Origin of the sequence: Streptomyces sp. E2N166 (assembly GCF_003671715.1) — a bacterium.
Classification (GTDB): Bacteria; Actinomycetota; Actinomycetes; order Streptomycetales; family Streptomycetaceae; genus Streptomyces; species Streptomyces thinghirensis.
Genome location: NZ_RAIF01000032.1, coordinates 547991 through 562289 on the forward strand (window position 1 = coordinate 547991; position 14299 = coordinate 562289).

The following is a 14299-nucleotide window of genomic DNA, read 5'->3' on the forward strand; positions in this document are numbered from 1 at the left end:
GTGCCGAGGGGCGCAGTGGGGAGGCGCACGCCCTGCTGGCCGAGGCCGCGCACGGGCCCGCCGCCCGCTTCCCGCTGCTCGCCGCGCGGCTGGAACAGGCCGGACTCGGCGCCGACTGGGCGACCCTGCTGTGGGAGACCGCCTCCCTGCCCGCCGAGAGTCTGGTCGCCGCCTCCGACGTGCTGACCGCGGCCGGACGCGGGGCCGACGGGGAGCAGATCCTGCGGCAGGGCGTGGTACGTCCCGCCGCCGAGATCGGCGCGGCCGTCCTCGGCCTGGTCGCCGAGGGCCGACACCGCGAGGGCCGCGCGCTCCTCGACGCCTGTGTCCGCGCCCGCACCCCGGAAGAGGCCGCCCGCAGCGTCGAACCCGCCCCGCCGGTCCTCGTACCGCTGCTGCTGGCGGCGGCCCGCGAAGTGTCCGACGAACGCCACTGGGACCTCGTCCACGCCCTGCGCGTCGCCGGATTAGCCACCTGATGCCCGTCTCAGCCACCCCACCAGCCCCAGCACTCACCCACAGGAGTGCGAATCGCGATCGACACCGCGGCTTGGCGACGATGGTCTTGGCAAGCCCGTCCGGCCAGGCTTACGTTCGTCCCTCTACTGCCTGCTCTACGGGCGTAGAGGCTCTGACGTCGTGTCGAAGGAGCAGCTCATGGCCAACGTCGTACGTGCCGCGCTCGTCCAGGCCACCTGGACCGGCGACACCGAGTCCATGGTGGCGAAACACGAGGAGCACGCCCGCGAGGCGGCCCGGCGGGGGGCCAGGGTCATCGGCTTCCAGGAAGTCTTCAACGCCCCCTACTTCTGCCAGGTCCAGGACCCCGAGCACTACCGCTGGGCCGAGCCCGTGCCCGACGGCCCCACCACCCGGCGCATGCAGGCCCTCGCGCGCGAGACCGGCATGGTGATCGTCGTCCCCGTCTTCGAGGTCGAGCAGTCCGGCTTCTACTACAACACCGCGGCCGTGATCGACGCCGACGGCACCGTCCTCGGGACGTACCGCAAGCACCACATCCCGCAGGTGAAGGGCTTCTGGGAGAAGTTCTACTTCCGTCCCGGCAATCTCGGCTGGCCCGTCTTCGACACCGCCGTCGGCAAGGTCGGCGTCTACATCTGCTACGACCGGCACTTTCCCGAGGGCTGGCGGCAACTCGGCCTCGGCGGCGCCCAGCTGGTCTACAACCCCTCCGCCACCCACCGCGGCCTCTCCGCCCACCTGTGGCGGCTCGAACAGCCCGCCGCGGCCGTCGCCAACGAGTACTTCGTCGCCGCGATCAACCGGGTCGGGCAGGAGGAGTACGGGGACAACGACTTCTACGGGACGTCGTACTTCGTCGACCCGCGCGGGCAGTTCGTCGGCGAGACCGCCAGCGACACCGAGGAGGAACTCGTCGTCCGCGACCTCGACTTCGACCTCATCGACGAGGTGCGGCAGCAGTGGGCCTTCTACCGCGACCGCCGCCCCGACGCCTACGAAGGGCTGGTGCGGCCGTGACCAAGGACCTGTTCGGCCGGCACCGCGCCGTCCTGCCCGACTGGCTCGCCCTGTACTACGAGGACCCGCTGGAGATCACGCACGGCGAGGGCCGCCACGTCTGGGACGCCGCCGGCAACAAGTACCTCGACTTCTTCGGCGGCATCCTCACCACGATGACCGCGCACGCCCTGCCCGAGGTGACCAAGGCGGTGAGCGAGCAGGCCGGGCGGATCATCCACTCGTCCACGCTCTACCTCAACCGGCCCATGGTCGAACTGGCCGAGCGCGTCGCCCACGTCTCCGGCATCCCGGACGCCCGCGTCTTCTTCACCACCTCCGGCACCGAGGCCAACGACACCGCGCTGCTGCTCGCCACCGCCCACCGGCGCAGCAACACCATCCTGGCGATGCGCAACAGCTACCACGGCCGCTCCTTCAGCTCGGTCGGCATCACCGGCAACCGCGGCTGGTCCCCGACCTCGCTCTCCCCGCTCCAGACGCTCTACGTCCACGGCGGCGTGCGCACCCGCGGCCCCTACGCCCACCTGGACGACCGCGACTTCATCGACGCCTGCGTCGAGGACCTCAAGGACCTCCTCGGCCACACCCGCCCGCCGGCCGCGCTGATCGCCGAACCCGTCCAGGGCGTGGGCGGCTTCACCTCCCCGCCGGACGGCCTGTACGCGGCGTTCCGCGAGGTGCTGCACGAGCGGGGCATCCTGTGGATCGCCGACGAGGTGCAGACCGGCTGGGGCCGCACCGGCGAGCACTTCTGGGGCTGGCAGGCCCACGGGCGCAGCGGCCCGCCGGACATCGTGACCTTCGCCAAGGGCATCGGCAACGGCATGTCCGTCGGCGGCGTGATCGCCCGCGCTGAGATCATGAACTGCCTGGACGCGAACAGCATCTCCACCTTCGGCGGCACCCAGGTCACCATGGCGGCCGGCCTCGCCAACCTCACGTACCTGCTGGAGCACGACCTCCAGGGCAACGCCCGGCGCGTCGGCGGCATGCTCATCGAACGGCTGCGGGCCGTCGCCGCCCGGGTGCCGCACGTACGGGAGGTGCGCGGGCGCGGGTTGATGATCGGCATCGAGCTGGCCCGGCCCGGCACCGACGAGGCCGCCCCCGAGGCCGCGTCCACCGTGCTGGAGGAGGCCCGCGCGGGCGGGTTGCTCATCGGCAAGGGCGGCGGCCACGGCACCAGCGTCCTGCGCGTCGCCCCGCCGATGTCCCTCACCGTCGCGGAGGCCGAGGAGGGCGCCGCGATCCTCGAACGCGCTCTGCGGAGCATCTGACGGCCGCGTCCCGAGCGGAGGAGGCGCCGCCATGACCACCACCTGGGACCAGGACCGGCAGCCCTGGGAACCCGCTCTGTCGGTCCGTCAGGTCCTCACCCTGGAGCGGGTGCTCGCCGGGCAGCCCGAGGTGGTGGCCGGCGCGCACCGGCTCGACCGGCCGGTGCGCTGGGTGCACGTCGCCGAGGCCGCCGACGTCGGAGTGATGCTCAGCGGCGGCGAGATGGTGCTCACCACCGGGGTGCTGCTCGCCGGCGACGAGGACAAGCAGGGTGAGTACATCCGCTCCCTGCACCGCGCGGAGGCCGCGGCCGTCGTACTCGGTCTCGGCCGGGCCTTCCCCGCCCCGCCGGACGTGATGCGCCGGGCGGCCGAGCGGTGCGGGCTGCCCCTGGTCGTCCTGCACCGGCCCTTCCCCTTCGCCGAACTGACCGAGGAGGTGCAGTCCCGGCTGCTGCGTCGCAAGTTCGCCGCCGTCAGCCTCTCCGAGGCCGTACGCACCGAACTGACCGGACTGATCACCGCGGGCGCCCCGGTGCAGCGCCTCCTCGACGAGGTGGCCCGGCACGGCGGCTGCCCGGTCGTCGTCACCAACCTCGCCCACCGCGTCCTCGCCACGGCGGGGGAGCGGCCCGCGGTCGACGACGTGCTCCGGGACTGGGAACGCATCGCCCGCCAGGCCGGCGCCGGGACCGCCGACGGCTGGATCCGCGCCGAGCTGAGCGGCCGCGGGGAACGCTGGGGGCGGCTGGTGCTGTGCGGCTACCGCGGTGACCGGGCCGCCGGACGGCTGCTCGCCGACCGCGCCGCCGAGGCCCTCGTCCTGCACCGCATGCTCGGCGGCGACGGCACCCACGCCGGAGGCTGCGGGACCTCCGGCAGCTCCTGGGACTCCTGGGAGGCGCAGTCCGCGCGGAGCCTGCTCACCGACCTGGTCAGCGGTGCCGTACCGGCACGGCAACTCCTGTCCCGGGCCCGCGCCGCCGGACTACCGGTCAACCGGCGCGTCTTCGTCCCGCTCGTCGTCCGCGACCAGGAGCCCGCCAGGCTGAACCGCGTGCTGCGGCTGCTGGGCCTGCCCGGGATCGTCGCGGAACTCGCCGACGGTGCCGGCGCCGTCCTGCTCAGCCTCGCCCCCGACCAGGACGCCAGGGCGCTGACCGCCCACTTCGCGGCCCGGCTGCGGTCCGAGCCGGAGTCCTCCCACGCCGTGGTGGCGGCGGCCGACGCCCGCGCCGCCTGGGACGACGTACCGGCCGGCCTGCGCGAGGCCCAGCACGTCGCCGACGCCGTGGCCGACTCCGCGACCGCCCTCGACCCGCCGCCCGTCGTGCGGCTGCGCGACATCCACCTGCGCGGGCTGGTCCGGTTGCTGCGCGACGACCCCCGCGTGCAGTCCTTCGCCGAGCGGGAGCTGGACGGGCTGCTGCGCGGCCCCGACGAGGACCTGCTGTCCGTGCTGCGCACCTACCTCGCCACCGGCCGCAACAAGTCCCGCACCGCCCAGCTCCACCATGTCTCCCGGCCCGCCCTCTACCGCCGTCTGGAGGCCATACAGGGCCGCCTCGGCGTCGACCTCGACGACTTCGAGCAGGCCGCCTCCGTCCACATCGCGCTCCTCGCCCACGACGCACAACAGGGATGACACCGTGCAATGCCCGACCCCGGCAGACGTGACACCGTGCCACTCGGACCGGCCGTCCGCCGCCCCTAATCTCGCCGTACACCGAGCGCCACACCGAGCGAGTGGAGGCCGAAGATGAGCCGAGTGATCCGTGCCGCGCTCTTCCAGACCGCCTGGACGGGCGACAAGGAATCGATGATCCAGGTCCACGAACAGGCGGTGCGTGACGCCGCCGCGCAGGGGGCACAGGTCATGTGCTTCCAAGAGCTGTTCTACGGGCCGTACTTCTGCCAGGTCCAGGACCCCGAGTTCTACGCCTACGCCGAGCGCGTCCCCGACGGCCCCGTAGTCGAGCGCTTCCAGCGGCTCGCCCGCGAGCACGGCATCGTCCTGGTGCTCCCGGTGTACGAGGAGGAGCAGCCCGGCGTCCTCTACAACACCGCCGCCGTCATCGACGCCGACGGCTCCTATCTCGGCAAGTACCGCAAGACGCACATCCCGCAGGTGCGCGGCTTCTGGGAGAAGTTCTACTTCCGTCCCGGCAACTCCGGCTGGCCGGTCTTCGACACGGCAGTCGGCAAGGTCGGCGTCTACATCTGCTACGACCGGCACTTCCCGGAGGGCTGGCGGGCGCTGGGCCTGGAAGGCGCGGAGGTCGTCTTCAACCCGTCGGCCACCTCGCGCGGCCTGTCCGGCTACCTGTGGCAGCTGGAGCAGCCGGCGGCGGCCGTCGCCAACGAGTACTTCGTCGGCGCCATCAACCGCGTCGGCGTGGAGGAGTACGGCGACAACGACTTCTACGGCACCTCGTACTTCGTCGACCCCGAGGCGCGCTTCGTCGGCGAGGTCGCGAGCGACAGGGAGACCGAGTTGGTGGTCCGGGACCTGGATATGGCCAAGCTGCGAGAAGTGCGAGACCGCTGGCAGTTCTACCGCGACCGCGCGCCTGCGTCGTACGCACCCCTGACCACTCCCTAGACGACTCAAGGGGCGCGGAGCCGTGCTCGATTCGCGGCTGCCGCCGCGCGGGCGCGACCGGCCACCCGCAACCGTCACTTACCCACAACGAGGAGCGACCCCATGAGCCGTACGGCAATTCGCGGCGGCCTCGTCGTCACCGCGTCCGACGAGATCCACGCCGACGTCCTGATCGAGGACGGCCGCATCGCCGCCCTCGCCGCGACCGGAACCCCGGCCGCCGAGGCCTTCACGGCCGAGAGGGTCATCGACGCGAGCGGCAAGTACGTCATCCCGGGCGGCGTCGACGGCCACACCCACATGGAGATGCCCTTCGGCGGCACCTACGCCGCCGACACCTTCGAGACCGGCACCCGGGCCGCCGCCTGGGGAGGCACGACCACCATCGTCGACTTCGCCATCCAGAGCGCCGGACACTCCCTGCGTTCGGGCCTGGACGCCTGGCACGCCAAGGCCGAGGGCAACTGCGCGATCGACTACGCCTTCCACATGATCGTCTCCGACGTCAACCAGAAGACGCTCAAGGAGATGGACCTGCTGGTGGAGGACGGTGTGACCTCCTTCAAGCAGTTCATGGCCTATCCCGGTGTCTTCTACTCCGACGACGGCCAGATCCTGCGCGCCATGCAGCGCGCCGCCGACAACGGCGGCCTGATCATGATGCACGCCGAGAACGGCATCGCGATCGACGTCCTGGTCGAGCAGGCCCTCGCCCGCGGCGAGACCGACCCGCGGTACCACGGCGAGGTCCGCAAGGCCCTCCTGGAGGCCGAGGCGACCCACCGCGCCATCAAGCTCGCCCAGGTCGCCGGCGCGCCCCTGTACGTCGTGCACGTCTCCGCGACGGAGGCGGTCGCGGAGCTGACCCGGGCCCGCGACGAGGGCCTGAACGTCTTCGGCGAGACCTGCCCGCAGTACCTCTTCCTGTCCACCGACAACCTCGCCGAGCCCGACTTCGAGGGCGCCAAGTACGTGTGCAGCACCCCGCTGCGCCCGCGCGAGCACCAGGCGGCCCTGTGGCGGGGCCTGCGGACCAACGACCTCCAGGTGGTCTCCACCGACCACTGCCCCTTCTGCTTCAGCGGCCAGAAGGAGCTGGGCCGGGGCGACTTCTCCAAGATCCCCAACGGCATGCCGGGTGTCGAGAACCGCATGGACCTGCTCCACCAGGCCGTCGTCGACGGGCACATCTCCCGGCGCCGCTGGATCGAGATCGCCTGCGCCACCCCGGCCCGCATGTTCGGCCTCTACCCGAAGAAGGGCACCATCGCCCCGGGCGCCGACGCCGACGTGGTCGTCTACGACCCGCACGCCGAGCAGGTCATCTCCGCCGAGACCCATCACATGAACGTCGACTACTCGGCGTACGAGGGCAAGCGGATCACCGGCCGCGTGGAGACCGTGCTCTCGCGCGGCGAACCGGTCGTCACCGAGCGGGAGTACACCGGGCGCAAGGGCCACGGCGTCTACACCCCGCGCGCCACCTGCCAGTACCTGAACTAGGAGCCGCGCCCATGGACTTCGGACTCGTCCTGCAGACCGACCCACCCGCCTCCCGCGTGGTCGACCTGATGAAGCGGGCGGAGAGCAACGGCTTCAGCCACGGCTGGACCTTCGACTCCGCCGTGCTCTGGCAGGAGCCGTTCGTGATCTACAGCCAGATCCTGGCCAGCACCACGAAACTGAAGGTCGGCCCGATGGTCACCAACCCCGGCACCCGCACCTGGGAGGTGACCGCCTCCACCTTCGCCACCCTCAACGACATGTTCGGCAACCGCACCGTCTGCGGCATCGGCCGCGGCGATTCCGCGATGCGCGTCGCCGGCCGCAAGCCCAACACCCTGGCCCGCATCAGCGGGGCCATGAGGGTCATCCGGGCGCTGGGCAGGGGAGAGGAGGCCGACCTCGGCGGCGGCACCGTCGTCAGGTTCCCCTGGATCGAGCCGGGCGCCGAAGTGCCCGTGTGGATGGCCGCGTACGGACCGAAGGCACTGAAGATGACCGGAGAGGAGGCCGACGGCTTCATCCTCCAGCTCGCCGACCTCCATCTGACCGAGCACATGGTCAAGACCGTCAAGGACGCCGCCGTCGCCGCGGGGCGGGACCCGGGCGAGGTGAGGATCTGCGTCGCCGCACCGGCCTACGTCACCGCCGACGACTCGCCCGAGGCGCTCGCCCACGCGCGCGAGCAGTGCCGCTGGTTCGGCGGCATGGTCGGCAACCACGTGGCCGACCTCGTCGAGAAGTACGGCGCCCACTCGGCCGCCGTCCCCGACGAACTCACGGACTACATCAAGGCCCGTGAGGGCTACGACTACGCCCACCATGGTCGCAGCGGCAACCCGGACACCCGTTTCGTGCCGGACGAGATCGTCGACCGGTTCTGTCTGATCGGGCCGGCCGAGAAGCACGTCGCGAAGCTGAACGCCCTGCGCGCCCTCGGCGTCGACCAGTTCGCCCTCTACGGCATGCACGACGCGCAGGAAGCCGTGATCGACGCGTACGGCACCAAGGTGATCCCGGCCGTCAACGGCTGACCCCACCCCACCACGTCCCCCTCCCCGCTCGGGGAGGGGGCCCGGGGCGCACCCGCGCACCCCCCTCGGCACCGCCCGCACGGCCTCTCCCGTCCCACCGCACGATTGGCCTGCCCATGACCGACACCGCTCCCACGGCGATACCGCCGTCCGCCCAAGTCACCCTCCCCGACGGGCGCGTGGAGCTCGCCCCGGGCTCCCCGCCGCCGAGCGGCCCCTACGCCAACGAGGACCTGCTGCCCGTCCCCGTCGGGGGGCGCACCTGGACCACGTACAACTTCTCCGCGCTGTGGGTCGGCATGGCCCACAACACGGCCTCCTGGACCCTGGCCTCCGGTCTGATCGCCGTTGGCATGGACTGGAAGCAGGCGGTGTTCACCATCGCCCTGGCCAACGTGATCGTGCTCCTGCCGATGCTGCTCACCGGGCACGCGGGGCCCAAGTACGGCATCCCCTTCCCGGTGTTCGCCCGTGCCTCCTTCGGTATCCGGGGCGCCAACCTGCCCGCCGTCGTGCGGGCGCTGGTGGCGTGCGGCTGGTTCGGCATCCAGACCTGGATCGGCGGCGAGGCGATCTACTTCCTGGCCGGCAAGCTGATCGGCGACGGCTGGACGAACGCGGCGACGTTCGGCGGCCACGCCTGGACGATGTGGCTGTCGTTCGCGATCTTCTGGGCCATCCAGGTCGCCGTCATCTACCGGGGCATGGAGACGATCCGCCGCTTCGAGAACTGGGCGGCGCCCTTCGTGCTGGTCGGCGCGTTCGTGATGCTGTGGTGGATGGCCGACAAGGCGGGCGGCTTCGGCCCGCTCTTCGACCAGCCGTCGAAGCTGGGCTGGGGCGGCGACTTCTGGAAGCTGTTCTGGCCCTCCCTCATGGGCATGATCGGCTTCTGGTCCACGCTGTCCCTCAACATCCCGGACTTCACCCGCTACGGAAAGAGCCAGAAGGCACAGACGCGCGGTCAGGCCCTAGGACTGCCGACCACCATGACGCTGTTCGCGTTCCTCTCCGTGATGGTCACCTCCGGTTCGCAGGCCGTGTACGGGGAGGCCATCTGGGACCCGGTGAAGCTCGCCGCGAAGACGGACAACGCGGTGGGGCTGCTCTTCGCCCTCGTCACCGTCCTGGTGGCGACCCTGTCCGTGAACATCGCCGCCAACCTGGTCTCACCGGCCTTCGACTTCTCCAACGTCGCCCCGCGCAAGGTGAGTTTCCGGGCCGGCGCGCTCATCACCTGCGTCCTCGCCGTGCTGATCTTCCCGTGGAAGCTGTACTCCGACCCGCAGGGCTACATCTTCACCTGGCTCGGCCTGGTCGGCGGGCTGCTCGGCACGGTCGCCGGCATCCTCATCGCGGACTACTGGATCCTGCGCCGCGCCCGTCTCGACCTCGTCGACCTGTACCGCACGGGCGGACGCTACTGGTACGACCGGGGCTGGAACTGGCGGGCGGTCGTCGCCTTCCTCGTCGGTGGCGTCCTGGCCATCGGGGGCGCCGACTTCCACCCCCTGATCGACGGCCGTCCCGTGCCGTTCCTGGAACCGCTGGCCGACTACGGCTGGGCGGTGGGCCTCGGCACCTCCACGGTGCTCTACCTGGCGCTGATGCTGCTGCCCGCCACCCGGCCCCGTACGGCGGCCGGCCCGGTTCAGCCCTGACCGCCCTCCAGCGCGGCCACCGCCTCCTTGGCCGCCTTGATGGCACCCTTGTTGATCGTCTCCGTACTCGGTGCCTTCTTCGACTCGAAGTCACTGCCGTTGTACGTGATCATCACCAGGGCGTTGGACGCGCGGACCAGCACGGTGCCCTCGCGCGTCTGCTGCTTGTCCTCGGTGGTGAGGTTCACGACGGAGTACGCCGCGTCGCCGAGCCCCGGGACCTCGCCACCGCCGCTACGGTCGGCGACCCGCTCCTCGTACGACTTCAGCGCCGCCTCGTCCGACGCCATCACCTCGAAGGAGACGTCGAGCCACCGGTACTCGTACCCCTTGAGCGCGTTCCAGGAGCAGGTGCGGCGCACGCCGGTGTCGGTCGACGGGATCTCCTTGCCGGCCGCCTTGGCACCCGGCACCAGTGAGGTGACCGTCTTCCCGGCCAGGCTCTCGCAGGGTGCCGGAGCGGCGGCGTACGTCTTCGTCACCGCCTCGGTCGCCGGTGCGGAGGCGGACCGTTCGGTGGTGTGGGGCGGCGTCTTGTCCTTCGCGGCCGGTGACGTGTCCGGCCCGGACGACAGCGCCCAGCCCGCCGTGGCGAGCACGGCGACCGGCGCCAGACGCGCGGTCAGGGCGAGCGGCAGGGGAAGAGAACGCACGGCGCACTTCTCGTGGGGGATGGTGCGGAGAGGGTCCGCACTGCGGACGGGACGCCAGTGTCACACGACTCCCCGTGGGGCGGAAGGGCGAACTCGGTGCGTGGCCGCGCGGTGACGCAGGCGAACGGGAGCACCTGGTCCGGGCGGGGCGTAAGGCCGGACCGCCGTCACCAGCCACACGTCGGCCCGAATCCGCACGCCGGTGCCGGTGCCGGTGCAGAACGGGCGCAGGGCCTCCTCCGGACCGGCGAGCCGGGAGGCGGGGAGCGCGCCGCCCGGCACGCGCGACAGGAGGAACTCCACGGCATCGCCGGGACCGGGCCCAACTCGTGGTGTTCGCCTACGAGTCGGGGCTGGTGGAGGCGCGTCTTCGCTAGGGGACGCGCGCCGTCCACCCGGCGGAGCCGAACTTCGTGCGGGCCAGCTCCCGTGCCCGGGCCAGCTCCTCGTCGGTCACCTTCCCCCGGTCGAGCCCGTATCGGCCGCCGAACGACTCGATCATCCGCTCGATGACGGCCTCCCGCGCCAGCCCGGTCTGCCGGCGCAGCGGGTCCACCCGCTTCCTCGCGCTCTTGATGCCCTTGTCGGACATCTTCTCCCGACCGATGCGCAGCACTTCCAGCATCTTGTCCGCGTCGATGTCGTACGACATGGTCACGTGGTGCAGCACGGCGCCGGGACCGCCGCCCGGCCCCACGACGCGCTTCTGGGCGGCTCCCGCGATCTTGCCCTGGTCGGTGGCGATGTCGTTCAGCGGCTGGTACCAGGCGCGGATCCCCATCTCACCGAGGGCGCCGAGCACCCAGTCGTCGAGGTAGGCGTAGCTGTCCTGGAAGGAGAGCCCCTGCACCAGGGCCTCCGGCACGGACAGCGAGTAGGTGATCGTGTTGCCGGGCTCCACGAACATGGCGCCGCCGCCGGAGATCCGGCGCACCACCTCGACGCCGTGGCGGGCGGCGCCCTCGGCGTCCACCTCGTTGCGCAGCGACTGGAAGCTGCCGATGATCACCGCAGGGGCTCCCCACTCCCACACCCGCAGTGTCGGCGGACGCCGGCCGGCGGCGACCTCGGCGGTCAGCACCTCGTCCAGCGCCATGTGCAGGGCCGGGGGCTGCGGGCCCTCGTGGATCAGCTGCCAGTCGTAGTCCGTCCAGTCCGTGGCGTGCGCCAGGGCCCGGCGCACGGCGATGCCGACGCCCTCCGAGGTCAGCCCGTACATCACGGTGCCCTCGGGCAGCGCCGCGTCGATCCGCGCGGCGAGGCCGGTGGCGTCGGTGTCCGCCGGGGCGCCCTCCAGCGCGCGGTTCACCGCGTCCAGCGCCTCGTCCGGTTCCAGGAAGAAGTCACCCGCCACGCGCACGTGCCGCAGCACACCGCCCTCGGCCGCCACGTCCACGACGACCAGCTTGCCGCCGGGGATCTTGTATTCACCGTGCACCGATCCGCCTCCGTTTCCGCACACGAGGGGCAACAGCGGAGGCGTTCACGGTGTTCCCGGGGCCGTTCCACCCCTCGCCGGGACTGTGGATGCCGGCGGGGCAACTGCACTCCGCCTCCGCGGTCGCGGGCACCTCGTACCGGGCCCACCTCTTCCGGCACGGCACGGCACGGCACGGCACGGCAGGGTGTCGGCGCTGTCCGGCGTACCGGTCGCCGTGGACATCACCCCGCTGCTCCGGCTCCCGCTGGAGCGGCTCGAGGAGGAGGACCTGCCGTCGCGCTTGCGGGCCGTGACCGAGACGATGGTCCTCGACGTCCTGCGGCCGTCGTCCCGGGCGCTGCCGGCGCACCCGCCCACGTCACCTACACGCCGCACGCCGCACGCCGCACGCCGCCGCGGGCGGCCCCCGTGGACCCGGGTCCGGCCGTGGGCGACGCGGCGTAAGAGATCCGTCATTCTTTTCGGCCCCTGTTGGCGCCGCCGGCCGCGTTGAATGGAGGTGTCGACGAAGGATCATCGAAAGGCGGGGCGGGACATGGCGCGTGGGCTGAGGAGACCGGGCAGGCGGTTGGTCGTCGCGGTGCTGGCGGTGGTCGTCGCCGGGGCAGGCCTGGGGCTGTACTGGTTCCAGCCGTGGAAGCTGTGGCAGGACGAGACCGTGGACGAGGCGCTGCCGGCCGTGCAACCGGCGTCGTCCTCCCCTCCCGACGCCACCGCCACCGGTCCGGCCCCGTCGCCGAGCGTGGCCGCAGGGCCCCGGACACTGGCGGGCGGCGAGCTGATCAGCCACGAGCACAGCACTTCCGGCACGGTCGGGCTGGTAAGGCTCGCCGACGGCTCCCATGTCGTACGGCTGGAGAACCTGGACACCAGCAACGGCCCGGACCTGCGGGTGTGGCTGACCGACGCGCCGGTGAGGGAGGGCCGGGCCGGCTGGCACCTCTTCGACGACGGTGAGTACGTCAGCCTCGGCAAGCTCAAGGGCAACAAGGGCAGCCAGAACTACGTCGTACCCGATGACGTCGACCTGTCCCGGTACACCAGCGTGAGCATCTGGTGCGACCGCTTCGACGTCTCCTTCGGAGCCGCGGAACTCGCCCGCGTCTGATGCCTGCCGCCGGAAGCGGGCGGCGTCTCCCCTGCCTGCCTGCCTGCCTGCCTGCCCGCCCGCACGTCGGCCGGCCGGCCGCGGACCGCCGGCGGACAGCGGGAACAGCCGCGGTGCCTCGAAGGGTTGGTGCGCGGCGGACTCGTCGGCCGGAGCCGGGCGGGCCGCGCGCCGGGCTCGCGGGGGAGGGTGAGGGGGCTGCTTCAGCACGATGTGCGCGTTGGTTCCGCTGATACCGAAGGACGACACCGCGGCCGGCCGGGAACCGTCGCGGCCGCCCTTGTCGTACACGGCGTCGCGGTCTGTCAACGCTCCAGCGCACCGGGTTCAGCCGCTTGGACGGGTGCTCGAAAGATCATCCTGTGGCGGGCGATAGTCTGCCGGGGGAGCGGACGGGGAGGCACCGGCGCGAACTCCCCGGATTCTCCCCGGGACCCGTCTCGCGCGCTGATGACCGGTCCTCCCTTTCCGGCACGCGGACACAGCGAGGTGAGAGGCATCTTCAGCACCCGGCCCACGCTTCAAGGAACCTTCGGCATGGTGTCGTCCACCCACTGGCTGGCCTCGCAGTCGGCCATGGCGGTGCTGGAGGACGGGGGCAACGCCTACGACGCAGCCGTGGCCGGTGCCTTCGTGCTGCACGTCGTCGAGCCGCACCTCAACGGGCCCGCCGGTGAGGTGCCGATCCTGCTCGCCCCCGCGGGCGGCGAGGTGCGGGTGCTGTGCGGACAGGGAGTGGCACCGGCCGGGGCGACGGTCGCGCACTACCAGGAGCTGGGTCTGGACCTCGTCCCCGGCACCGGACCACTCGCCGCCGCCGTGCCCGGTGCCTTCGACGCCTGGCTGCTCCTGCTGCGCGACCACGGCACCAAACCGCTGGCCGACGTGCTGAAGTACGCCATCGCCTACGCCGAGCACGGACACGCGCCCGTGGAGCGTTTCACGGAGACCGTCGAGACCGTGCGGGAGCTGTTCCAGACCGAGTGGACGTCCTCGGCCGAGATCTACCTGCCGGACGGACACCCGCCGCGCCCCGGCGAGCTGTTCCGCAACCCCGCCCTCGCCGCCACCTGGAAACGGCTGCTCGCCGACGCCGCCGGAGCGGGGGACCGGGAGGCGGAGATCGACGCGGCGCGGGACGTCTGGCGCACCGGGTTCGTCGCCGAGGCCCTCCTGCGGCAGGCCGGGCGGCCCACCATGGACACCAGCGGCGAGCGCCACACCGGCACCCTCACCGCCGCCGACCTGGCCGGCTGGTCCGCGTCCTACGAGGCTCCCGCGACGTACGACTGGAACGGCTGGACCGTGTGCAAGGCCGGCCCCTGGAGCCAGGGCCCCGTCCTGCTCCAGCAACTCGCGCTGCTCCCGCCCGAGCTGCCCCGCCACGGTTCCGCCGACTACGTTCACCTGCTGGTCGAGGGCTGCAAGCTCGCCATGGCCGACCGGGAGGCCTGGTACGGGGACGCGGACGGCGCGGCCGGGGTGCCGCTGGACGACCTGCTGTCGCCGGAGTACAA

At 71.9% G+C, this 14299-nt stretch carries 11 protein-coding genes and 2 pseudogenes; 11 read left to right on the forward strand and 2 right to left on the reverse strand.

Annotated features, from left to right (window positions below):
- The 8 genes and pseudogenes from EBH09_RS29630 to EBH09_RS29665 all read left to right on the forward strand — a co-directional run.
- Window positions 1-479, forward strand: a pseudogene (locus tag EBH09_RS29630) (hypothetical protein); the annotation flags it as partial.
- A 178-nt stretch (window positions 480-657) separates the two neighbouring features.
- Entirely contained in the window at window positions 658-1500 is an 843-nt protein-coding gene (locus tag EBH09_RS29635) for a nitrilase-related carbon-nitrogen hydrolase (protein ID WP_121749977.1), read from the forward strand.
- Window positions 1497-2780, forward strand: coding sequence for an aspartate aminotransferase family protein (locus tag EBH09_RS29640; RefSeq protein ID WP_121749978.1), 1284 nt, complete (start codon window positions 1497-1499; stop codon window positions 2778-2780). The genes EBH09_RS29635 and EBH09_RS29640 overlap by 4 nt, the downstream gene beginning before the upstream one ends.
- Window positions 2781-2811: 31 nt before the next feature.
- Window positions 2812-4425 carry a PucR family transcriptional regulator gene (locus EBH09_RS29645; RefSeq protein ID WP_121749979.1) on the forward strand — a complete coding sequence of 538 codons (1614 nt, stop codon included), beginning with the start codon at window positions 2812-2814 and terminating at the stop codon, window positions 4423-4425.
- Window positions 4426-4539: 114 nt separating this feature from the next.
- The gene (locus EBH09_RS29650) at window positions 4540-5382 is read left to right on the forward strand and encodes a nitrilase-related carbon-nitrogen hydrolase (RefSeq protein WP_121749980.1); all 843 of its coding nucleotides are present in this window, start codon (window positions 4540-4542) and stop codon (window positions 5380-5382) included.
- A 102-nt stretch (window positions 5383-5484) separates the two neighbouring features.
- Window positions 5485-6885: a dihydropyrimidinase gene (gene hydA, locus EBH09_RS29655; protein WP_121749981.1), complete on the forward strand. Its 1401-nt coding sequence runs from the start codon at window positions 5485-5487 to the stop codon at window positions 6883-6885.
- A gap of 11 nt (window positions 6886-6896) precedes the next feature.
- The gene (locus EBH09_RS29660) at window positions 6897-7919 is read left to right on the forward strand and encodes a TIGR03842 family LLM class F420-dependent oxidoreductase (RefSeq protein ID WP_121749982.1); all 1023 of its coding nucleotides are present in this window, start codon (window positions 6897-6899) and stop codon (window positions 7917-7919) included.
- A 116-nt stretch (window positions 7920-8035) separates the two neighbouring features.
- Window positions 8036-9580 (forward strand): NCS1 family nucleobase:cation symporter-1, encoded by a 1545-nt coding sequence (locus EBH09_RS29665; protein ID WP_121749983.1) that lies wholly within the window; start codon window positions 8036-8038, stop codon window positions 9578-9580.
- Here the strand turns inward: EBH09_RS29665 and EBH09_RS29670 are convergent.
- Both EBH09_RS29670 and EBH09_RS29680 read right to left on the reverse strand, forming a co-directional pair.
- The gene (locus EBH09_RS29670) at window positions 9571-10233 is read right to left on the reverse strand and encodes a hypothetical protein (protein ID WP_121749984.1); all 663 of its coding nucleotides are present in this window, start codon (window positions 10231-10233) and stop codon (window positions 9571-9573) included. The two genes, EBH09_RS29665 and EBH09_RS29670, sit on opposite strands and share 10 nt — an antisense overlap.
- A 373-nt stretch (window positions 10234-10606) precedes the next feature.
- The gene (locus EBH09_RS29680; RefSeq protein ID WP_121749986.1) at window positions 10607-11671 is read right to left on the reverse strand and encodes a biotin/lipoate A/B protein ligase family protein; all 1065 of its coding nucleotides are present in this window, start codon (window positions 11669-11671) and stop codon (window positions 10607-10609) included.
- Between the two features lie 71 nt (window positions 11672-11742).
- Between EBH09_RS29680 and EBH09_RS39330 the strand changes: the two are divergent.
- From EBH09_RS39330 to EBH09_RS29700, 3 genes and pseudogenes are all read left to right on the forward strand, one after another.
- Window positions 11743-12035, forward strand: a pseudogene (locus EBH09_RS39330) (AraC family transcriptional regulator); the annotation flags it as partial.
- A gap of 174 nt (window positions 12036-12209) precedes the next feature.
- On the forward strand, window positions 12210-12782 hold the full coding sequence (locus tag EBH09_RS29690; RefSeq protein WP_121749987.1) for a DM13 domain-containing protein: 573 nt from the start codon (window positions 12210-12212) through the stop codon (window positions 12780-12782).
- A gap of 450 nt (window positions 12783-13232) precedes the next feature.
- On the forward strand, window positions 13233-14299 hold a 1067-nt coding region (locus EBH09_RS29700), incomplete at its 3' end, for a gamma-glutamyltransferase (RefSeq protein WP_238697471.1).